The following is a 21,452-nucleotide window of genomic DNA, read 5'->3' as shown; positions in this document are numbered from 1 at the left end:
TCGTTTCCATCCATTATTTCGCGATAGTGTCAGGCAAGAAGGGTGTTCTTTTTTGAAAAAAAGAACCAAAAAACTTTTCCCCCATGCCGAGGGCACGGCAACTCCCAGAAAACGGGGTAAATTTACATCTCCTGGCGCCCGAGCCCACCGGCGCGTTCGATGAAGGTGGCGATCTCGGCAACCCCGCGCCCTGCGCGCACATTGGCGAAAACGAAAGGCCGCTCGCCACGCATCTTGCGCGCATCGCGATCCATCACCGCAAGACTGGCGCCGACGAACGGCGCGAGATCGGTTTTGTTGATCACCAGGAGATCGCTGCGCGTGATGCCAGGGCCGCCCTTGCGCGGAATTTTATCGCCGGCCGAAACATCGATGACATAGATTGTGATATCGGCGAGTTCGGGGCTGAAGGTCGCCGCAAGATTGTCGCCGCCGCTTTCGATCAGGATGAGATCAAGGCGCGGAAAACGCTCCCTGAGATCGGCAACGCCGGCGAGATTGATCGAGGCGTCTTCCCGGATCGCGGTATGCGGGCAGCCGCCGGTCTCGATGCCGAGAATGCGGTCGCTGGTGAGTGAGCCGGCGCGGGTGAGGAATTCCGCGTCCTCCTTCGTGTAAATGTCGTTGGTGATGGCCGCGATTTCGAAACGGTCACGGAACTGGCGGCAGAGCGCATCCATCAGCGCGGTCTTGCCACTGCCGACGGGGCCGCCGATGCCGACACGAAGCGGGCCAGTGGGAGAGGGGCTAGTGGGGGACGGGCTCATGAGCGGAACAACCTCGTATATTGGGTTTCATGGCGCATCGCCGCGATATCAGCACGGAAACAAGCGCCGCCGAGATCATCGAGATCCTGGCCACGGCTTTCGAACGCGATCGCGAGAAGATCTTGCTCAAGGGCTGCCAGCACCGCAAGCCCTGCCGATTGGCCGAGCGGGATCAGCCGGACGCCAGCGGAGACGAGATTGGCGGCAAAGGCATGGAGATAACCGATCACCGCCGCGTCCTCGCCGATACCGTGCCGCGCCGCAAGCACGCCGAGTGCGACAGGCAAAGGGGCTGCGACACTGCCGCCCCATGGCGCCGCTGCCTTGGCGAAAGCGGCGCCTTGCGTCAGCGTCTCGGCGCGCCGCTCGGCGGCCGGCGCGATTGCTGCGCCGATCGCCGCGACCTCCTCGAGCCGCATGGGGTTCGCGCTGGCCTGATGGGCGGCGCGCAGCAGAATGGCATCGTTGCGCCCGCCGCCGTGATGAAGCAAATCCGCGAGCCAGGCGCGGAGGCTTTCGCCGTCTGTGACATCGCCCGCGCCGACCGCCCATTCCAGCCCGTGCGAATAAGCAAATGCCCCGGTCGGGAAGGCCGGCGACAGCCAGGTCAGGAGATGCAGAAAAGCGCTCGGGTCAATGATCATGATGATGCCCGTGATCATGCCCGTGCCCATGAGGCGCTTGGGCGCCGGCATAGGCACCGGGTTCGGGATCGAACGGCGCCGCGCGCGCATGGACATGGCCGCCGAGCCCCGCAACCATCGCCGCGATGACATGATCGGCGCGAATACGCAAAGCGCCTTCCAACATCTGCACCGGCAGATGACGATTGCCGAGATGCCAGGCGATGCGGAGAAGGACCGCAGGCTGGGCATGGATGTCGAGCACCGCTTCCGGGGCGGCGATGACGCGGACGATGCCGCCGCTCTCGAGCACCAACCCGTCACCATCGCCGAGCCGCACCGTCTCGCCGAGATCGAGTAGGATTTCCCGCCCTGCTTCCGTGGTCAGTAAAACCCGGCGGCGATGGCGGTGGTCGAAATCGAGCGCGACTGCATCGCTCGCGCGCGCCCCGGGCGGCCAGTGCCCGGCCTTAAGAACGCTGATTGCACGCATCAGAACAGAAAATAGCGCTGCGCCAAAGGCAGCACCGCTGCCGGCTCACAGGTCAACAAAACTCCATCGGCGCGCACCTCGTAGGTTTCCGGATCGACCTCGATCTTCGGCAGCGCATCGTTATGGATCATGCTGCGCTTGCCGATGCCGCCGCGGGTATCGGTAACCGCGACCAATCGCCGCGATAGCCCGAGCCCGCGGCCGAGATCGGCGTCCAACGCCGCGGCAGAGACGAAAGTGAGGCAGCTCTCAGCAAGCGCCCGCCCGAAGGCCGCGAACATCGGGCGCATATGGACCGGTTGCGGCGTCGGGATGGAAGCGTTGGGATCCCCCATCATCGCCGCAACGATGCTGCCCGACTTGATGACGAGATCGGGCTTTGCGCCGAAAAAAGCCGGCGACCACAAAACCAGATCAGCCAGTTTACCAATTTCCACCGAGCCGACTTCCCGCGCCAGCCCCTGCGCGATCGCCGGATTGATGGTGTATTTCGCGATATAGCGTTTGACGCGATGATTATCGGCCGCACCATCCCCGGGCAGCGAGCCGCGCTGCAGTTTCATCTTATGCGCGGTCTGCCAAGTGCGCGTAATGACCTCGCCGACGCGGCCCATCGCCTGGCTGTCGGACGAAATCATCGAAATGGCCCCGAGATCGTGGAGAATGTCTTCCGCGGCAATCGTCTCGCGCCGGATGCGGCTTTCGGCGAAGGCGATATCTTCCGGGATCGCGGCGTCGAGATGATGACACACCATCAGCATGTCGAGATGCTCATCGATGGTGTTCGCGGTGTAGGGCCGGGTCGGGTTGGTCGAACTCGGCAGGACATTGGCGAGGCCGGCGAGCTTGATGATGTCGGGCGCATGCCCGCCGCCGGCGCCCTCGGTATGAAAGGCGTGGATGGTGCGCCCGGCGAAGGCGGCGATGGTGTCTTCGACAAAGCCCGATTCATTGAGCGTGTCGGTATGGATCATCACCGGGATATCGAAGCGATCGGCGACCGAAAGGCAGCAATCGATCGCCGCCGGCGTCGTCCCCCAATCCTCGTGCAGCTTCAGCGCCGCAGCCCCCGCGCGCACCATTTCCTCGAGCGCCGCCGGCCGCGCCGCATTGCCCTTGCCGGCGAACGCGAGATTGACCGGCAAACCCTCGGCCGCTTGCAGCATGCGCGCGAGATGCCACGGGCCCGGCGTGCAGGTGGTCGCGGCGGTGCCGGTCGCGGGGCCAGTGCCGCCGCCGATCATGGTGGTGATGCCGGACGCCAGCGCCTCTTCCACCTGCTGTGGACAAATGAAATGGATATGCGCGTCGATCCCGCCGGCGGTGACGATCTTTCCTTCGCCGGCGATGATCTCGGTGCCCGGGCCGATGATGATATCGACGCCGGGCTGGATATCGGGATTACCCGCCTTGCCGATCCCTGAGATGCGGCCATCACGAATGCCGATATCGGCCTTGACGATACCCCAATGATCGATGATCAGCGCGTTGGTGATCACGGTATCATGGGCGCCCTCGGCGCGGCTCCGCTGCGATTGGCCCATGCCGTCGCGGATCACCTTGCCGCCGCCGAATTTCACTTCCTCGCCGGGGAGGGAAAAATCCTTCTCAACACTGACGAAAAGATCGGTATCGCCGAGGCGGACGCGATCGCCCACCGTCGGGCCAAACATGTCGGCATAGGCCGCGCGCGAAAGTGTCACCATTTTCCTAAAGCTTTCCCATCACCGCGCCGCGGAACCCGTAAACCACGCGATCGCCACGAAACGGCACCAGCGTCACCTCGCGCGCCGCCCCGGGCTCGAACCGCACCGCGGTGCCGGCGGCGATATCGAGGCGATGGCCGTGCGCCAAAGCGCGATCGAAGCGCAACGCCGGATTGGTTTCGGCGAAATGATAATGGCTTCCGACCTGGATCGGACGATCGCCGGTATTTTCAACCAGCAGGACGAGCCGCGCGAGATCGGCGTTCATCTCGATCTCGCCGGCGGCGGGGATGATCTCGCCCGGGATCATCGGATCGGCTCATGCACGGTGACGAGCTTGGTGCCGTCTGGGAAAGTTGCCTCCACCTGCACGTCAGGGATCATCTCGGCGACCCCTTCCATTACCTGCGCCCGCGTGATCACCGCAGCACCCCCTTGCATGAGTTCGGCAACCGAGCGCCCATCGCGCGCGCCTTCCACAACAAAATCGGTGATCAATGCGACGGCTTCGGGATAATTGAGCCGGACCCCGCGTTCAAGGCGCCGTCGCGCCACCATCGCCGCCATGGCGACCAAAAGCTTATCCTTTTCGCGCGGCGTCAGATTCATGGCACGCTTCCCCTCATTCCCGTCACCTCAGCCTTGCCACACCCGCGGCATCCTCCGGCGATCGCGCAAAACATGCAAGCCCGCCATCACCGCCCGCCGCAGCCCACGCGTGTCGGGCGCGAGAATACGGGCGATGAGAAGATCGGGCAAAACCAGGCTGACCCCGGCCTCGACCCCGGCCAGCGCGTCGCGCAGCGCCTCGCGGCGCGCACCCGCCGCGGCGGCGGCATAAACCAGCAGCGCCGTCGCGCCGGCGCCTGCGCCGGTTGCGCGGCCGGCAAGGCGCGCCGCGATATCGCCATTCAATCGGGTCATTTCCTGAAGCTGCAAGCGCCCATTGCGAAATAGCCGGAAGCGATCACGAAGATCGCCGGCGTGAAGCCGCTCGCCCATCGCCGCGCGGCCGAACACCAGCATCTCGACGCCGAGAAACACCGCGCCCGCGGCGAGGGTAACGTCGGTTTGGCGCGTGAGCGCGCACGCGTTGAAAAGAATGCTCTCCTGCGGCAGCCATTCCACATGGGCGCCAGGCGCGAGCGTGATCGCCGTTGAGACGCGCGCCGGATCGTCACGGGCGAGCGCGCGATAAAACCGCTCTGCCGCTGGCGACGCCAGGATCGCGCGGGTGTTTTCGCCGAGCGCGATCTCGGTTTCCAGATGATCGCCGCCGGCAACCCCGCCCGAGACATTGAGCAGCAGCGCTTCCGGCCATGCCGCGCTCTCCGGGCGGGGAAAGCGCGCTTTGAGGCAGCCGCGCTGATAGAGTTCGGCAAGCACGCTTCTCTCTTCCCGCCTGCGAAACGCGATCCTGAGCGCCCCGTCGGCACGCTGCGACCGGGGTCTCGTCTCGTCATACGGAAAGGCGGCGGCGGACATCGGCGTGGTCAAGCTCCTCAGCACGACCCGCCAGCACGATCGCGCCGCGTTCCATCACGGCGATGCTTTGCGCGAGATCACGGGCGAAATCGAAATATTGCTCGACCAACAGAATGGCCATTTCGCCGCGCCCGCGCAACAGGCTGATGACACGACCGATATCCTTGATGATACTGGGCTGAATGCCCTCGGTCGGCTCATCGAGCACCAAAAGACGGGGCCTCGTTACCAAAGCGCGGGCGATCGCGAGCTGCTGCTGCTGGCCGCCGGAAAGATCGCCACCACGCCGCCGCAGCATGGTTTTCAAGATCGGGAAGAGGTCGAAAATCTCGTCGGCGATACGCCGCTCGCGGCGTGGCAGAACCGCCAACCCGGTCTCGAGATTTTCCTTGACTGTCAATAGCGGGAAAATATCACGCCCCTGCGGCACATAGGCCATGCCGCGCCGCGCCCGCTCATAGGGGGCGAGGCGATGGATCTCCGCGCCCTCCCAGCGGATGGTGCCCCGCGTGATCGCGTGCGCCCCAACCACCGCGCGCAAAAGGCTCGTCTTGCCGACGCCGTTACGGCCGAGCACAGAGGTTACTTCCCCCAACGCGGCCCGCAACGATACCCCACGCAGCGCCACCGCCGCGCCGTAATACAAATCCACATCGGTGATTTCGAGCATGATCGCTATCGTTCCTCAACGTCCGAGATAGACTTCGATCACCTTTGGATCGTTGCTGACATGATCGATGCTGCCTTCAGAGAGCACCGAACCCTCGTGCAGAACCGTCACCTTGACATCGAGGGCGCGCACGAAATCCATGTCGTGCTCGACGACGACAACGCTCTTGCTGCGGTTGATCTCGCGCAGCAGCCGCGCGGTTTCGGCGGTTTCGGCATCCGTCATGCCGGCAACGGGCTCATCGACGAGTAGGAGATCAGGCTCCTGCGCCAGCAACATGCCGATTTCGAGCCATTGCTTCTGGCCGTGGGAGAGATCGCCGGCGCGGCGATGGCGGTGTTCGGTGAGGCGAATGGTATCGAGAAGTGCCGCGATGCGATCGCGCTCGGCGGCCGTTTCACGGGCGAAAAGGGCGCGTTGTGGTGTCCGGTTGCCGGCAAGCGCGAGCAGCAGATTGTCATAAACGCTGTGCGGCTCAAAGACCGTCGGCTTCTGGAATTTCCGCCCGATGCCGAGTGCGGCGATCGCCGGCTCGTCGAGATGGGTGAGATCGGTGTCGGCGCGGAAAACGACCTCACCCGAATCAGGGCGGGTCTTGCCGGTGATGACATCCATCATCGTCGTCTTGCCGGCGCCGTTGGGGCCGATCACCGCGCGCATCTCGCCCGGCGCCAGAACCAGGGAGAGATTGTTGAGCGCGCGAAACCCGTCAAAGCTGACGCTGACGCCATTGAGATAAAGGAGAGTGTCGGAGGCTTCCCCAATGCGGCCGCTCATGCCGGGCGTTCCTTGGCGGCGGGAATTTCGGATGCGGTGACGGCGGGTTTGCGGGCAAAGATCCGGATCAGGCCTTGCGGCAGGAAGAGGGTCGTCAGAATGAACAGGGCGCCGAGCGCATAGAGCCAAACATCCGGCAATGCGCTGGTGAAATAGGTCTTCCCGAGATTGACGAGAACAGCGCCGAGCATCGCCCCGGCCAATGTGCCGCGCCCGCCGACCGCAACCCAGATCACCGCCTCGATCGAATTGGCGGGCGAGAATTCGCCAGGGTTAATGATCCCAACCTGAGGCACGTAAAGCGCGCCGCCGATGCCGGCGATCATCGCCGAGAGAACGAAGACGAAGAGTTTGTAGGATTCCGGCCGGTAGCCGAGAAAGCGGGTGCGGCTTTCAGCATCGCGAACGGCGATCAGGATTTTGCCGAGCCTGGAGGTGACGACAAAGCGCGCGCAAAGAAAGGCAACCGAGAGAAAAAGCGCGGTCGCGAGCAAAAGTCCGTCCCGCGTGCCGTCGGCGTGCAGCGGCAACCCGATGATATCCTTGAAATCCGTCAGGCCATTATTGCCGCCGAACCCCATATTGTTGCGGAAAAACGCGAGCATGAGCGCGAAGGTCAGCGCTTGGGTGATGATCGAGAGATAAACGCCCGAGACGCGCGAGCGAAACGCGAGAAACCCGAACACCAGCGCAAGGGCACCGGGGACGAGCACCGCCATGAGCGCGGCGAAAGCAAAATGGTCAAAGCCGTACCAATACCATGGAAGTTCCGTCCAGTTCAGGAACACCATGAAATCGGGTAGTGTCGCGTTGCCGTAAACCCCGCGGGTGCCGATCTCGCGCATCAGATACATACCCATCGCGTAGCCGCCGAGGGCGAAAAACGCGGCATGGCCGAGGCTCAAAATGCCGACATAGCCCCAAACGAGATCGAGCGCTAAGGCGAGGATCGCATAAGCGAGATATTTTCCCGCGAGCGAGACGACGAAGATCGACACATGCCAGGGCGAGGACGCCGCCAGCGCGACATTGCCGAGAACCAGAAGGCTTGCGCCGCCGAGCACGAACGCAGGCGGGGCGAAGGTTGCGAATGACGGGCGCATCATGCTTCCGCCGCCCGGCCCTTGAGGGGGAACAAGCCGCGCGGACGCCTTTGAATGAAGAGGATGACGAGCACCAGAACGGCGATCTTGCCGAGCACGGCGCCGGCGAAAGGCTCAAGAAACTTGTTGACGATACCAAGCAGCAAGGCACCGAGAGCAGTTCCCCAGAGATTGCCGACGCCGCCGAACACCACCACCATGAAACTGTCGATGATGTAACCCTGGCCGAGATTGGGGCTGACATTGTCGATCTGGGTCAAGGCCACCCCGGCCATGCCGGCAACGCCAGAGCCAAGCCCGAAGGTGAGCGCGTCGATCCATGGCGTGCGAATGCCCATCGCCGCGGCCATCGCCCGGTTCTGTGTCACCGCGCGCATCTTGAGGCCGAGCGAGGTATAGCGCAGCAGCGCCATCAATGCGGTGAACACGGCGAAAGCAAAAATGATGATCGTCAGGCGATTGAGGGTGATGGTAAGCCCACCGAGCGGCACCGCCCCACTCATCCAGGAAGGGGTTCCGACTTCGCGGTTGGTCGGGCCGAACAAGGAGCGCACCGCTTGCTGGAGAACGAGACTCAAGCCCCAGGTCGCGAGCAAAGTCTCCAAAGGCCGGCCATAGAGAAACCGGATCAGCGTACGCTCGATCGCAATGCCGATGGCGCCCGCGACGAGGAAGGCGAGCGGCACCGCGATCACTACGCTCGCACCAAAAAGGCTTGGCATGTTGGCGCGGATGACGGCTTGGACGACGAAGGTCACATAAGCGCCGATCATCACCATTTCGCCATGCGCCATGTTGATCACGCCCATGACGCCAAAGGTGATCGCAAGGCCAATCGCCGCGAGCAGCAAGACCGAGCCGAGACTGAGGCCGTAAAACACGCTCTCCAACACATCCCATAATTGCAGGACACGCTGAATGGCGATGACGCCGTTATGCGCGGCGGCGGCAACCGCCGGCGTCGGGCTCGGGATCGAAGCGAGCAGCGCGCTCGCCTCGAGATCGCCACGCGCGCGAATGACGGCAACCGCCTGCAGCTTCGCTGCCTCCGGTGCGTCAGCACTCATCAAGAGCGCCGCCGCCTGCGCTTGCGCCATCGCAACCCGCACGGAAGGATCGGGCTCTTTCGCCAAAGCACGCGATAAGGCCGGCAATGTCGCCGGATCGTGTGATGTGAATAGGGCTTGCGCCGCCGCGCGTCGCTGCGAAGGATCGGCGGCGAAAAGCTGCATCCCGCCCTCCGCGGTGTCGACGGCGCGGCGAACGGCATTGTTCATGCGGATTTTCTTGAGATCATCCTCATCGGCGCTGACCGGCGCCCCGGTTTGCGCATTGGTGAAGGTGCCATCCGGGTTGCGGATCAGAAGGTCACCCGCTTCGGTTGCGAAAAGCCGACCGTCACGCAAAGCGGCGATCACCGCGGTGGCGTGAGGGTCGGCGGAGGTCGCGAGCACACCGACCGCTTGCGCCATGGCGTCGTAATCGCCAGAGGAGAATGCGGCGAAGGCGTCGGCCGGCTCTCCTGCCCGCGCAAGCGCAGGCAGGACAACGAGGCCAAGCAGCAGAATGGCGAAACGCATGACGATTATTTGCTCGCGCCGCCACATTTGCCGGTTTTGACGTTGAAATTGCCGCAGGAGAGCGGCGGCCGCCAATCACCGATCAAATCTTTGGTCTCGGCGACATAGGGCGACCATTCCTGCGCGACCACGAGGCCTGGGGTCCGTGAGACGATGTTGAACTGACCGTCATCCTGGATTTCGCCGATCAGCACCGGCTTGGTGATGTGATGATTGCCCATCAAGGTCGAGTAGCCACCAGAAAGATTAGGGACGGAAACGCCGATGATCGCGTCGATCACCGCGTTGGTATCGGTGGTGCCGGCCTTCTGCACTGCTTTGACCCACATATTGAACCCGATATAGTGCGCCTCCATCGGATCGTTCGTCGTGCGCTTCGGATTCTTGATGAAATCATGCCATTTCTTGATGAACGCCTTGTTCGCCGGCGTATCGACGCTCATGAAGTAATTCCACGCCGCGAGATGCCCGACCAACGGCTTGGTGTCCATGCCGGCGAGTTCCTCCTCACCGACGCTGAAAGCGACGACGGGGATGTCGGTCGCCTTGATGCCCTGATTGCCGAGTTCCTTGTAGAACGGCACATTGGCATCGCCGTTGATCGTCGAGACGACGGCGGTCTTCTTGCCCGCGGAGCCGAATTGCTTGATCTGCGCGACGATGTTCTGCCAGTCGGAATGACCGAAGGGCGTGTAGTTGATCATGATGTCGCTCGCCGCGACACCCTTGCTCTTGAGATAGGCTTCGAGAATCTGATTGGTGGTACGGGGATAGACATAATCCGTGCCGGCGAGAACCCAGCGCTCGACCTTGTCCTCCTTCATCAGGTAATCGACCGCCGGGATCGCCTGCTGATTGGGCGCGGCGCCGGTATAGATGACGTTGCGGCTGCATTCCTGGCCTTCATACTGCACCGGATAAAACAGCAGCCCGTTCAGCTCCTCGAAGACCGGCAGCACGGATTTGCGCGAAACGCTGGTCCAGCAGCCGAACACCGCGGCGCATTTGTCTGTGGTCAGAAGTCCGCGCGCCTTCTCGGCGAACAGCGGCCAGTTCGATGCCGGATCGACGACCACCGGCACCAATTTCCGCCCGAGCACGCCGCCCTTTTTGTTCTGCTCCTCGATCAGCATCAGCATGACGTCTTTCAGCGTGGTTTCGCTGATCGCCATGGTGCCGGAGAGCGAATGCAGGATGCCGATTTTGATCGGCCCGCTCTCCGCCGCCTTGGCCGACGCAATGCCGAACTTCGTCACGCCCCCGAGCGTCGCCGCGGCCAGCGCCGCCATCCCGAACCCGCCCAATCCCCGGCGCGTGAGAGATATATCATTTTTTGCCATCGTTCTTCTTCCCTGTGTGTCTGCGGCCACGCTGAGCCGCCGATGCGAAACCGACAGGAGGAAAATGCAACGGGCGTGCCATGCGCCGCCAGAGCGCGCGAGCACCGTCCCCGCGCGCAGTCAGCCGCATGGCGCGGCCGATTTTGCCTAATTGTTAAGCAACCGACGTCAGCGCCGCGTGTTGCTCAGGCAAAGGAGGCATCGAGCGCGATCGGGTTGACCTGGCCGCTATGAAAGGTCCGGCCGGTTTCGAGCGCCGTCACCTGCGCCATGGCGGGGCTGAACAGCGCGCCGTCGATCGCGTAGAAATCCCCTTTGGCGGCGCGGAAGATCTCGGCAAACGGCTTGCCGTAATCGCGCGAGGTGCTGGAGGGCAAATGTTCGGCGAGATCGCGGGCCTCCGCCTCCGGTCCGGTGACAAAAAGATGGACGCGACCGCCGAAAATGATCGCGTCATTGGTGCGGCCCATGGCGGTGACGAAATCCGGATGCGGCGGCGCGAGCGGGGCGGCGGCGACGCCGTCCTTGATGCGATCGAGCGGGAAATGACGTTCATGCGCCTTGTGCAGCGCGACCTCGAGCACCCGCGCCACCACTTGGCTAGCGCCGGCGAGGCTTTGCGTCGGGGCAAAGATCACCCCGAGCTGGTCGGGCGCGATGCCGCAATCGCCGGCGACCTTCTCGATGATGGCGACGGGCGGGGGCTTGGCGCTTTCGAGGACGAGAACCGCGTGCTCCGCCCGATCCTGATAATCGAGTTCGGCAAACAAGGCTTCCTTGCGCGCCAGCGCCCGCGCCGGCCCCGAGCCGAGGGCGAAGAATTTTCCGTCCTGGAGGCTCCAGCCGGCATATTGGCTGGCAAGACAAGCGAGCACCGGCTGCGAGGACGCGACGGTGAGCGTCAACGGCCAGCGCCCGAGGGTCGCATCGGTCGTCACCGCAACCCGCCCGAGCCCGCCCATGCAGATTTCGGCGATGCGGCGCCCGGCCTCGATCCCGCCGGGATGGAGGCTGCCGGCATCGATCAGGCGTTCGCCGAGCCCGCCGCGCGCAACGCCAAGCCGCAGCAAGGCGGCATCGCGCTCGAGCGCGGTAAACAAATCCCAGGCCATCTGGTTGAGGCTGAACAAAGCGGTCATGGCGCGATCTCCACGCGGGTTGCGAGGCATTGCCGACGTTTGGCGAGAGAGGCAAGGGCGGCTTCGGGGTTGGCGCCGCGGGCGCGGAGCGAACATAACGGGGCGCCGGCGGCGATTTCCGCGCCCGGCATCGGCCGGTCCATCGTCCAAGCCGGCCAGGTGAAGGCGCCATCGACGCGGATCGGGCGAGACGCATAAAAAATCGCCGCCGCCGCCGCCCGCCGCCCTAATCCGAGCCGCCGCGGCAGCCGGCCGCGCAGGCTTGCGAGATGCCAGCCGAGTGCCGCGCGCGGCGCAAGATCGAGGGTCGCGCCGGGACGCGGGTTGATCTCCAGCAGCGCCCAGCCGTCACCCTTGTCTCCAGCGTCGCGGTCGAGCAAAAAATCGGCGCTGTTGAGGCCGACAAGGCCGGTTGCTCTGACCAGGGCGCGGATCGCCGCTTCCATCTCGGCTGCAATCTGCGGGGGTATCGCCGCCGGACGCACCGCGCCGCCATAGCGAAATGGTGCCGCTGGCCCCGGGTCGGGCCATTGCGCACTCAAAAAACACAGCCTCGCCTCGCGACCATTGGCGACGAAGAGAGCGGAAATCGGTGTTCCGGGCAAGCGGCGCTGAAGATAATGGCCGGGACGCGGCGCGGTGCCCGCCGGCGTGGCGCGGATATGGCCGCCGCCGGCACCACCGATCCGCTTTTCGAGCCAACCTGCGTCGGGCGCTGCGGCGAAGTGCGGCGCGGGGTGGGGAATGCCGGCATCGCGGCAGAGGGCGGCAAAGCGGCGCGGATTTTTGAGTTTCGCCAGGATTTCCGGCGGATTGCCGAGGATCGGCCAGCGTTCACCAAGGCGACCAAGAATTTCAGGCGCGGCTTCGAAGCCGCTCGCGTAAATGAGGCCAGCCAAAACGTCGCCGGACTCATGGGCGGCGCGCTCGAGACTGGCGGCAGCGCAAACCAGTGCCTCCGGGTCGAGCCCGCCCGCGCCATCGCCCGGCACTTGGCGCCAGGCCGCGGCCAGCGCCCTGGTATCGGCATCGGCGAAGAGATCGATCGCATAAGGCGCGAGGCCCGCTCGCCGCGCCGCCAGCGCCAGCGCCCGGGCGGAGAGCCCGACGACCAACACCGCGCGCGCTTGCTGCCCCGCCATGCCGCTCTCGGCTAGGCCGCGACAAGCTCGCGGGCGAGCGTGAAAGCGTCGCGAAAATCGAAAGCGACCGGCTTTTCCGCCTCGATCATGCGGCGAAACAGGCCGAACTCGGTTTGATATTTGGTCTGACCGATGGCGAGCGCCCCGAGCCCGCGCGCCGTGCCGGCGCCGAGCGGAGCGCCATCGGCCATGACGTCGAGCCCTTCGATCCCGGCCGGCGGAACGGCATTGACGTCGGCGGCGACGAGCAGATTTTGCGCTGCAGCAATTTGCGCTGCGGCAAGAATCTGCACCCCCGCCTTGCCGGCGCAAAACACCACCTCTGACTCGGCGACCAGGGCGGATTTGCGTGCCTCCGTGCTGCCATCGGCGGCCGCGACCGCAACCTTGAAGCGGCGGCTGATCTCGGCGGCCGACGCCTCCACCCGCGCCGCGCCGTCATGACCGACCAAGGTGACGGCAGCGCCGTTCAAGGCCGCGATCACGCCCGCGGCGAACCCGACGACGCCGGTTGCGCCAAAAATCGTCACGCGCCGGCCGGCCAGTTCCGCGTCGTGGGCGGTTTTGAGCAATTTTTCGGCCCGCGCCACCATCGCCGCGGCAGTGGTGAAGGAGCCGGCGGGATCGGCGAACAACGAGACGACGAAAGGCGGCACCATCGCCGCCTTCGCCGCCGCCATCATGTCGAGGGCGCCGAGCGCATCCTTGCCGGCGAAGAAAATGCCGGTGCGCACCCCGGCCTTGGGCGGGCGCGAGAAGATCGCATCCTGGACCAGCGGCGTCACATCCTCGAGCGTGACATCGGTATAGGGCAGCACCGCGTCATAGCCGGCATCGAGCGCCATGTGGACGTCAAACGGGCTCGCGTGTTTGAGCGGGCTCAGAAGATGAAGAATGTGTTTTTCGGCCATGATGAGGCTCCTCGCTCAGGTGATGGAAACGGCGGCGGCTTCGTTCCGCGCGCGGCAGACATGGATTTCGAGCCCCGGCGCCGCTGCCTCGGCCGCAAGCGCGGCTGCTGCCGCATCGCCGCGCACAAAGGCAAAGCCGCTCGGCCCCCAGGAGCTTTGCCCGATACCGACCGCCCCGGCCGCCGCCAATCGCCCGAGCGCTGCCGCCACCGCCGGGCTGGTGAAACGCGCCCCTTGGGCGGGTGCGAAATGGTCGCCGAGAATTTCCTGCATGCGGGTGATCGCGGCACCAAAGGCCGCGATGTCATCCTCGGCCAAGCCCGGCAGCGCCGCCATCAGCGCCAGCCGGCACAGCGCCGCCGAAACCGGCTCGGCCATCGCCGGCAGGGCCGCGAAGGCGGCGACCTCGCCGGCACCGGAAAGCCCGGCGCGCCCGCGATCGAGGACCAAGATCACCCGCCAATCGGCGGGGACGGGAAGCCGCGCGAGCAGCGGCGGCGGTTGCGCGCGATCACCGCGCCCGCCATCGACGGCAACGCCGCCGGCCGCAAACAGAGCGATGCCGATGCCCGAACGCGCGCCGCGCCCGAGCCATGCCGCATCCTGGCGCGGATCGGCGGGCAGGCCGTGCAACGCGCGCAGCCCGGCGCCGATCGCGAGCGCGAGCTGGGTTCCCGAGCCGAGACCGGCATGGGGCGGGATGGCCTCCTGAATGGTGAGCGCATGCTGGCGCGAAAGCCCGTGGGCTGCAACCAAAGTCGCGAGATAGCGCCGAGCCCGTTCGCATTCCTCGCCATCGACGATCGTATGATCGGCAAAGCCAATCGTAAGCCGCGTCCGCGGACCATCGAGCGCGAGGCCGAGGCTGCCGAAGCGCCGCCCGGGCCCGTCGCCGAGATCGAAAAACCCGAGATGGAGCCGCGCGGTCGTCGTGACCTCGACGATCGTCCCCCGAGTCATCATCGCCGTGCCGTGACGGCGTGGTTGTCATGCGACCTCATGATGACGCATATTCCACACCGGCCCCCGCGAGAGCAACCGCAGGGACCGGATGAGGGCACGGAACCGGGGCAAGGAACACCAGATATGGATGAGACCGCTTACGCCGAGCCGGACATCATCGCCCGACTCGCGCGCGATTTGCCGCATTGGCGTTACGAGAAAGGCTGGATTCGCCGCACCTTTCGCACCCATTCCTGGAAGGGAACGCTGATGGTGATCAACACTGTCGGCCATCTCGCCGAAGCCGCCTGGCATCATCCCGACATCACCGCCTCCTACGCCTGGGTCGAAGTGCGGCTTTGCACCCATTCCGCGAAAGGCATTACCGACAAGGATTTCGCCCTCGCCGCCAAGATCGAGGAGGTGATCACCTGGCGGCCGGGCCCGCCGCTCGAGGGCACGCCAGAGAAAGACGCGCGTTTTGCTTACATCAAATACGATCAGGCCGCTTCGTGACCGCCTCTGCCTGGATCGCTGGCCGCGAGGCGACGGGCGAGGCGGCGATCGCGGCGATCGCGGCGCGCCTCAGCGCTTGCGCCAATCCGCTGATCGCCGGGCTCGTGACCGACATCGCCGGCGCTGAAGCCGCGCATGATCTCGCGCAGACCCTCGGCGCGGTGCTCGATCATCGCGAAAGCGGGCCACTGCTCGCCGATCTCGATGTCATGCGCGGCGGCGGCTGGCTGGTGACGACGCCGCTCGAAGCGCGCGCGATGGCCGATTGCGTGGTTCTGGTGGGGGCGACGCCGCCGGATTTTCCGCTGGCATCGCCACCCTTCGCGCCCGGCCGCGCGCGCTCGGTGTTTCGCCTCACGGGGGAGGATCTCGCGCTGCGGCTTGGGCGTTTGCGCGCAACCCTCACCGGGCGGCGGGTTTCCGTCCCCGCCGAACTTACCGCGATCGCGCAGGCGCTGCAGGCGGCACGGTATGCCGTTATCTGCTGGTCGGCGGGCGAACTACCGCCGCTTGCGATCGAAATGCTTTGCCAGATCATCGAAGATCTCAATGCTACCACCCGCTGCTTTGGCTTGCCGATGCCGCCGCCCGGCAATGCCGCCGGCGTCGCACAGGCGCTGGCGTGGAAAAGCGGGTTTCCGACACGTATTGGTTTCGCGCGCGGCCGCGCTGAGCATGATCCTTGGCGCTTCGATGCCGCCCGCATGATCGCCGCCGAGGAAACCGATGGCGTACTGTGGATCGGCGATGGCGCCCCTGCCGTTCCGGCGGGAATGTTTCTCGCCGTGCTCGCGCCGGAAAGGGCTGCTGCCGCTCACGCCGAAATCGTCATTCCCACCGCGGCCCCCGGGCTTAACACGGATGCGATTATGTTCGACCCGATGATCGGTGCGCTCCGTTTTCAGCGTGCGTCTGCGCCGCAAAGTGGCTTGTCCCCGCCCGCGGTCATTCTCGAGGCGATCGCGGCGCTCTGCGCGCGGGGGGGGATGCCATGCTGACCCGGATCGCGGGTGGGCGCCTCATCGACCCGACCACCGGGCGCGATGAGATCGGCGATCTCTGGATCGAGGATGAGCGGATTATCGCGCCGCCAGCGCGCGCCGCCGACCGCGAATACGATGCACATGGCGCAATCGTGCTGGCCGGCGCGATTGACATCCATTCCCATATCGCCGGCGCGAATGTGAACACGGCGCGGCTATTGCTGCCCGAACTCCATGATGGCGCGATGTTCGCGGGAGCGCCGCCCGGCGAATGGATCGGCCGGCTATTCGCCGCGATGGGCTATACCACCGTCGTCGAGCCGGCGATTTCGCCGCATGTCGCCTTGCAGGCGCAACGCGAACTCGCTGCCATTCCGTTTATCGACAAGGCGATCCTGAGCGTTCTCGGCAACGATGATTTTACCCTGCGCCTGATCCGCGCTGGCGAAAATTCGGCGCTCGCCGATTATGCCGCGCGCACGCTTGGCGCCGCGGGCGGGCTTGGGCTCAAGGCCATCAATCCCGGTGGCGCCGTCGCATTTCGTGAAAACGCCCGCAGCTTCTCGCTCGATGACGAGGTGCCGGGCTTCGGCCTTTCCTCGCGCGCGATCATGCGCGCCCTCCAGGGCGCGGTCGCGGCGCTCGGCATTGCGCATCCTTTGCATCTGCACGCCAATAATCTTGGTCTCCCCGGCAATGTCGAAACCGCGCTCGCGACCATCGCCGCCGCCGAGGGTGAGCGTCTGCATCTCGCGCATTTGCAATTCTACGCGTATGGCGCCGAAGGGCCGCGTAAATTTTCCTCCGCCGCAGCGCGGCTGGCCGAGGCCGTCAATGCCGCACCCAATATCAGCGTCGATGTCGGTCAGGTGATGTTCGGCCAGACGGTAACGATTTCTTCCGACGTGCTGCGTCAATTTGGCGCCCGCGCTCAGGCGAGCCCGCGCAAATTCGCGATCACCGAGGCCGAGGGCAATGGCGGCGGCATCGTCCCCTATCGTTATCGGCGCAAGAATTTCTTCAACGCCGTGCAATTCGCCGCGGGTCTCGAGCTATTTTTGCTGATCCATGATCCGTGGCGGATTTTTTTTACGACCGACCATCCGAATGGCGCGCCATTCACCGCCTATCCCGATCTTTTTGCGTTGCTCATGGATCGTGATCTCCGCGCCCGCTGGATCGCCGAATTGCCGGAAGATGCGATCGCGATGACGACGCTCGCGTCTATCACCCGCGAATATGATTGGCGCGAAATCGCGATCATGACGCGCGCCGCACCCGCGCGGCTGCTCGGTCTTCGCGATCGCGGCCATCTCGCACCTGGCGCCCGCGCCGACATCGCCGTCTATCGCCCGCAAACCGACCGCGCGGCGATGTTTCGCAATGCCGAGCTGGTGTTCAAGGATGGCCGGCTCATTCTTCGGCGCGGTGAAGTGGTCGAGCGGCATTTCGGCCGCGCGTTGCGGGTCGCCCCCGGGTTCGATCGCGCCATCGAACCTCGCCTTGCCGCCTATTACGAGGATGTTTTCGGCGTGCCTCTCCACGCTTTCGATGTTCCCGAAGCGGCGATCACCCGCGCCGATCGGCCAGCCTTCGAGAATGTGCCATGCCGGACGTGACGGAGCCCGGCATGATCGTCAACGGTGTGCGCATCGATGCGAGCTTCGCCGAAGCGTTCGATATGCGTGCGACCGCCCTTATCATCACCGCCGACACCGAGGCCTGGGCGGAAACCGCGGCCGTCAGTCTCACCGGATTTGCGACTTCCATTATCGCTTGCGGGGTCGAGGCCGGGATCGATGCGCGGCTTGCACCCGAGGAAACCCCGGATGGGCGGCCGGGCGTGCGGGTTCTGCTTTTCGCAGGCTCCACCGGCGAATTGCAGAAGCAACTGCAAAACCGCGTCGGCCAATGTGTCCTCACCAGCCCGGGTTCGGCCTGCTATGCCGGGCTCGATGGGGGCGAGCCGCTGAAATTGGGGGATGCGCTGCGCTATTTCGCCGATGGCTTTCAGATCAGCAAACGCTTCGGCGGCCGCCGCTTCTGGCGTCTGCCGGTGATGGACGGCGAATTCGTCTGCGAGGGCACCACCGGCCTCACCAAATCCGCGGTCGGTGGCGGCAATCTTCTCTTGATGGGAAAATCGGTCGCGGCGACGCGCCATGCCGCCGAGACCGCGGTTGCGGCGATGATGACGGTCGCCGACGCGATCATGCCTTTTCCCGGCGGCATCGTCCGCTCGGGCTCGAAAGTCGGCAGCAAATATAAAGGATTGATCGCCTCCACCAACGACGCCTATTGCCCGACGCTGCGCGGTCTTGCGGCGAGCGCGCTCGAAGACGATATCGCGAGCGTGCTCGAGATCGTCATTGACGGGCTCACGCCGGAAGCGGTTGCGCAAGCGATGCGGGTCGGGCTTGCGGCGGCGATCGCGCTCGGTCCCGAGGCCGGCGCCTGCCGCATCGGCGCCGGCAATTACGGCGGCAAACTCGGCAAACACCATTTCCATCTCAAGGATCTTCTGCCGTGAGCGCGCTTTGTTTCCAGCTTCGCGCAGCGCCGCCGCAGCGGCTCGATTGTTCTGCCCTGACGCCCGACCGGCTGCGCGGCTTGCGCCTGGCCGAGATCGCGCGGCTTCCCCTTGGCACCACGCGCGCCGCGCTCGCCGTCGGGGACATTTTCACCATCACCGGCGACGACCCCGAACATATCGTCATCGCCGGCGGCTCTGCCCGGATGGACGAGATCGGCGCCGGCATGACAACGGGCGCGATCACCGTCGAGGGCGAGGTTGGCATCCGCGCCGGGCATGGCATGCGTGGCGGGCGGCTCTGCATCAACGGCAATGCCGGCCCCTTTGCCGCGACCGGCCTGCTCGGCGGCGAGATCGAGATCCGTGGCGATGCCGGGGATTTCCTCGGCGGCCCCGGCCCTGGACATCGCGCCGGCATGGCGGGTGGCGTCGTCGTCGTGCGCGGCGCGGCCGGGGCGCGGGCCGGTGATCGGCTCCGCCGCGGCATCATTGTGATCGAGGGCGACGCCGGTGAGTATCCGGCAAGTCGCATGCTCGCCGGCACGCTGATCATATGCAGCCGCGCCGGCGCCGCACCGGGTTATCTGATGCGCCGCGGCACGCTGTTTGCGCGCGAGGCATCCCCGCTCGCGACGTTTCTCGCAACTGGCAGCGTCGATCACGTGTTTCGCGCGCTCCTCGCCCGCGCGCTCAGCCCCCTGAGCGCCAAGGCCGCGTTGCTGGTCGGCGGAACCGCGCTCGCCCGCTTCAATGGCGATCTTGCCGGGCTCGGCAAGGGCGAGTTGCTCATTGCGACTGGCTAACCTCGTCGCGGTGCTCGGTGCGCTCTTCCTCGGCGCCTGCGCCGCCGCCGCGCCCGAACAATGCGTCGTTGATCGGATCACGGAATTCCCGGTGGCGATGACGCGCGATTTCGCGCTCGTGCCGGCGCGGCTTGATGGCCACGATGCGTATCTGTTGCTCGATACCGGCGCCGGGGTGACGATGCTGTCCCATGATATCGCCGATCGGCTTGCGCTGATGCCCGAAGACCGCTTGTTCCCGACCGCCGTCCAAGGGGTCGGGGGTGTCACGCTGACGCGGCGGCTCATTGTAGACACATTCGAGGTCGGTGGCATCGATCTTGGCAAGCAGGCCATCATGAGCACCGAACGTGGATTATTTCGCGACTTCGACCCGCCGCCCGATGGCATCATCGGCGGCGATTTTCTCTCGCAGTTCGATGTCGACATCGACCTGCCGGAGAAACGCCTCGGCCTCTATCGCGCCCATGCCTGCCGCGCGCCGTTCGCCCCGCCTTGGCCGGGGTTCACTCTCTATCGCGTGCCAGCGCGCCTTACCGATGGCGGGCAGTTTCTCATCGATGTCGCGGTGGATGGCGTGCCTCTCGTCGCGATGCTCGATTCCGGGGCGGAAGAGACCGCGATCAATGCCCGCGCGATGAACAAGCTCGGCCTGACGGCGGACACATTGGCGCGCGATCCGGCGCGCGAAGAACTCGGCATCGACATGAACCGCCGTCTCTCGCACCGCCATCATTTCGCGACGTTCAAGATCGGCGCCGAAACCTATCGTGACCCCGCGATCTGGGTCAGCGACATGCCGCTTTTATCCGCCGATATGTTGCTCGGCGCCGATTTTTTTCAAACCCATCGGCTCTGGCTGTCGTTCTCGCGGCGCGTGGTGTTCGTCACGGTCTCCGATGACGGGGATTCCCCGTTCAATCCGCACCGTCCCCGCCATACCGAGCACTAGAGCGTGATAGCTTCACGTTGAGCAATCCGCCTTTCTGAAATAAGTGATGCATTCGCTGGGAGTTATTGGGTCGATGCGCTTTCACGATGCGGTGTGTGGTTTGCTCGACGGTGCGGGCGTTTTCCTTGCGGAAGAGCGTCTTGAGCTTGGCGAATGCCTGCTCGATGGGGTTGAGGTCGGGGCTGTAGGGCGGCAGAAAAAAGAGCTTGGCGCCGGCCTCGCGGATGGCACGGCGAGCCGCGCGGGATTTGTGGCTGCTGAGATTGTCCATCACCACGATGTCGCGAGACCGCAGGGTTGGCACCAGGCATTGGACCACCCAGGCGAGGGAGCTCGTGGCGTTGATCGGTCGGTTGAACACGCAAGGGGCAACCACGCCGTCATAGCGCAGCCCCGCAACGAACGTGGGCGTTTTCCAGTGACCATGTGGCACCTTGGCGAGCAGCCGCTGGCCAACCCGGCAGCGGCCATGCCGCCGTGTCATGCTCATCTTGGCCCACGTCTCGTCGATGAAGATAATGCGCCGCGCATCAATCTTGCCTTGCAGACGCTGCCATAGCGCACGCCACCTGGCGATATCAGGCCGGTCCTGCTCGGCCGCGTGCAGAGATTTTTTTATAGCTGAGGCCGGCGCGATCCAAAAAATTCCAGACAGCGTAATAGCTCACATCGATGCCGCGATCATGCAGTTCGGCAAGCAACGCGCTCCCGGTAATGTCCGGCTTCTCAGCCAGGCGCCGCAGGATCCAATCCGACTCCGCTGCCAGCTTGAAAGGCTTCTTGCCACCCATCGGCAACGCTTCTGCGCTCCCAGTTTGCTGCCACCGCGTGACCCATCGGATCACCGCCGCATGGCTCACCTGATACAGTTTCGCCGCCCCACGTCGACTCATGCCCGACGCCACAGCCGCAACAACGCGCTTACGCAGATCACATGAATAAGGAGACGGCATGCAGGCTGGCCTCCATTCCCAGCCCGTATTTTGA

Annotated in this window: 23 protein-coding genes; 6 read left to right on the top strand and 17 right to left on the bottom strand. The window is 65.0% G+C overall.

The annotated features are described in order from the left end of the window. Nucleotides 1-122: 122 nt before the first annotated feature. The 16 genes from ureG to DEF76_RS16730 form a co-directional block, all read right to left on the bottom strand. Nucleotides 123-767, bottom strand: coding sequence for an urease accessory protein UreG (gene ureG, locus DEF76_RS16805; RefSeq protein WP_114913274.1), 645 nt, complete (start codon nt 765-767; stop codon nt 123-125). After that, nucleotides 764-1,429, bottom strand: a complete 666-nt coding sequence (locus DEF76_RS16800; protein WP_114913957.1) for an urease accessory protein UreF — start codon at nt 1,427-1,429, stop codon at nt 764-766. Before DEF76_RS16800 ends, ureG begins: the two co-directional genes overlap by 4 nt. Continuing rightward, a complete protein-coding gene (gene ureE, locus DEF76_RS16795; RefSeq protein WP_114913273.1) occupies nt 1,401-1,883 on the bottom strand; it encodes an urease accessory protein UreE in 483 nt (160 codons plus the stop codon). The genes DEF76_RS16800 and ureE overlap by 29 nt, the downstream gene beginning before the upstream one ends. Then, nucleotides 1,883-3,589 (bottom strand): urease subunit alpha, encoded by a 1,707-nt coding sequence (gene ureC, locus DEF76_RS16790; protein ID WP_114913272.1) that lies wholly within the window; start codon nt 3,587-3,589, stop codon nt 1,883-1,885. The genes ureE and ureC overlap by 1 nt, the downstream gene beginning before the upstream one ends. Nucleotides 3,590-3,593: 4 nt before the next feature. Beyond that, complete coding sequence (locus DEF76_RS16785; protein WP_114913271.1) at nt 3,594-3,899, bottom strand: urease subunit beta; 306 nt, start codon at nt 3,897-3,899, stop codon at nt 3,594-3,596. Then, nucleotides 3,896-4,198, bottom strand: coding sequence for an urease subunit gamma (locus DEF76_RS16780; protein ID WP_114913270.1), 303 nt, complete (start codon nt 4,196-4,198; stop codon nt 3,896-3,898). Before DEF76_RS16780 ends, DEF76_RS16785 begins: the two co-directional genes overlap by 4 nt. 27 nt (nt 4,199-4,225) lie before the next feature. Further along, entirely contained in the window at nt 4,226-5,074 is an 849-nt protein-coding gene (locus DEF76_RS16775; protein WP_114913269.1) for an urease accessory protein UreD, read from the bottom strand. Then, entirely contained in the window at nt 5,049-5,744 is a 696-nt protein-coding gene (gene urtE, locus DEF76_RS16770; protein ID WP_114913268.1) for an urea ABC transporter ATP-binding subunit UrtE, read from the bottom strand. Before urtE ends, DEF76_RS16775 begins: the two co-directional genes overlap by 26 nt. A 15-nt stretch (nt 5,745-5,759) precedes the next feature. Continuing rightward, a complete protein-coding gene (gene urtD, locus DEF76_RS16765; protein ID WP_114913267.1) occupies nt 5,760-6,521 on the bottom strand; it encodes an urea ABC transporter ATP-binding protein UrtD in 762 nt (253 codons plus the stop codon). Continuing rightward, the gene (gene urtC, locus DEF76_RS16760) at nt 6,518-7,627 is read right to left on the bottom strand and encodes an urea ABC transporter permease subunit UrtC (RefSeq protein ID WP_114913266.1); all 1,110 of its coding nucleotides are present in this window, start codon (nt 7,625-7,627) and stop codon (nt 6,518-6,520) included. Before urtC ends, urtD begins: the two co-directional genes overlap by 4 nt. Further along, entirely contained in the window at nt 7,624-9,204 is a 1,581-nt protein-coding gene (gene urtB / locus DEF76_RS16755) for an urea ABC transporter permease subunit UrtB (protein ID WP_114913956.1), read from the bottom strand. Before urtB ends, urtC begins: the two co-directional genes overlap by 4 nt. A gap of 5 nt (nt 9,205-9,209) precedes the next feature. Beyond that, nucleotides 9,210-10,544 carry an urea ABC transporter substrate-binding protein gene (gene urtA, locus DEF76_RS16750; RefSeq protein WP_205216045.1) on the bottom strand — a complete coding sequence of 445 codons (1,335 nt, stop codon included), beginning with the start codon at nt 10,542-10,544 and terminating at the stop codon, nt 9,210-9,212. Nucleotides 10,545-10,729: 185 nt separating this feature from the next. Beyond that, nucleotides 10,730-11,683, bottom strand: coding sequence for a methenyltetrahydromethanopterin cyclohydrolase (mch, locus tag DEF76_RS16745; RefSeq protein WP_114913264.1), 954 nt, complete (start codon nt 11,681-11,683; stop codon nt 10,730-10,732). After that, complete coding sequence (locus DEF76_RS16740; RefSeq protein WP_114913263.1) at nt 11,680-12,825, bottom strand: ATP-grasp domain-containing protein; 1,146 nt, start codon at nt 12,823-12,825, stop codon at nt 11,680-11,682. The genes mch and DEF76_RS16740 overlap by 4 nt, the downstream gene beginning before the upstream one ends. Nucleotides 12,826-12,836: 11 nt before the next feature. Continuing rightward, nucleotides 12,837-13,736 carry a methylene-tetrahydromethanopterin dehydrogenase N-terminal domain-containing protein gene (locus tag DEF76_RS16735; protein WP_114913262.1) on the bottom strand — a complete coding sequence of 300 codons (900 nt, stop codon included), beginning with the start codon at nt 13,734-13,736 and terminating at the stop codon, nt 12,837-12,839. A gap of 15 nt (nt 13,737-13,751) precedes the next feature. Next, nucleotides 13,752-14,699, bottom strand: a complete 948-nt coding sequence (locus DEF76_RS16730; RefSeq protein WP_205216044.1) for a beta-ribofuranosylaminobenzene 5'-phosphate synthase family protein — start codon at nt 14,697-14,699, stop codon at nt 13,752-13,754. Between the two features lie 123 nt (nt 14,700-14,822). On the opposite strand from DEF76_RS16730, the gene DEF76_RS16725 reads away from it, so the two are divergent. Genes DEF76_RS16725 through DEF76_RS16700 form a run of 6 tightly spaced genes read left to right on the top strand, consistent with a single transcriptional unit; the run spans nt 14,823 to nt 20,465 of the window. Then, nucleotides 14,823-15,194, top strand: a complete 372-nt coding sequence (locus DEF76_RS16725; RefSeq protein WP_114913261.1) for a 4a-hydroxytetrahydrobiopterin dehydratase — start codon at nt 14,823-14,825, stop codon at nt 15,192-15,194. Next, on the top strand, nt 15,191-16,192 hold the full coding sequence (locus DEF76_RS16720; RefSeq protein ID WP_114913260.1) for a molybdopterin-binding domain-containing protein: 1,002 nt from the start codon (nt 15,191-15,193) through the stop codon (nt 16,190-16,192). Before DEF76_RS16725 ends, DEF76_RS16720 begins: the two co-directional genes overlap by 4 nt. Beyond that, a complete protein-coding gene (locus tag DEF76_RS16715) occupies nt 16,186-17,796 on the top strand; it encodes a formylmethanofuran dehydrogenase subunit A (protein ID WP_114913259.1) in 1,611 nt (536 codons plus the stop codon). The genes DEF76_RS16720 and DEF76_RS16715 overlap by 7 nt, the downstream gene beginning before the upstream one ends. Further along, the gene (fhcD, locus tag DEF76_RS16710) at nt 17,784-18,707 is read left to right on the top strand and encodes a formylmethanofuran--tetrahydromethanopterin N-formyltransferase (protein WP_240319047.1); all 924 of its coding nucleotides are present in this window, start codon (nt 17,784-17,786) and stop codon (nt 18,705-18,707) included. Before DEF76_RS16715 ends, fhcD begins: the two co-directional genes overlap by 13 nt. Continuing rightward, nucleotides 18,704-19,513 carry a formylmethanofuran dehydrogenase subunit C gene (locus DEF76_RS16705; RefSeq protein WP_114913258.1) on the top strand — a complete coding sequence of 270 codons (810 nt, stop codon included), beginning with the start codon at nt 18,704-18,706 and terminating at the stop codon, nt 19,511-19,513. Before fhcD ends, DEF76_RS16705 begins: the two co-directional genes overlap by 4 nt. Further along, nucleotides 19,500-20,465: a retropepsin-like aspartic protease gene (locus DEF76_RS16700; RefSeq protein WP_162800721.1), complete on the top strand. Its 966-nt coding sequence runs from the start codon at nt 19,500-19,502 to the stop codon at nt 20,463-20,465. The genes DEF76_RS16705 and DEF76_RS16700 overlap by 14 nt, the downstream gene beginning before the upstream one ends. Here the strand turns inward: DEF76_RS16700 and DEF76_RS16695 are convergent. Then, a protein-coding gene (locus DEF76_RS16695) for an IS630 family transposase (RefSeq protein ID WP_408842343.1) occupies nt 20,431-21,418 on the bottom strand; the annotation gives its coding sequence in 2 pieces (ribosomal slippage) (nt 20,431-21,084 and nt 21,086-21,418; 987 coding nt in all). The genes DEF76_RS16700 and DEF76_RS16695 overlap by 35 nt on opposite strands. Nucleotides 21,419-21,452: the final 34 nt, after the last annotated feature.

Origin of the sequence: Acidibrevibacterium fodinaquatile (assembly GCF_003352165.1) — a bacterium.
Lineage (GTDB): Bacteria > Pseudomonadota > Alphaproteobacteria > Acetobacterales > Acetobacteraceae > Acidibrevibacterium > Acidibrevibacterium fodinaquatile.
The sequence above is the reverse complement of the archived record's forward strand: the minus strand, read 5'-3'. Positions and strand labels throughout refer to the sequence as shown.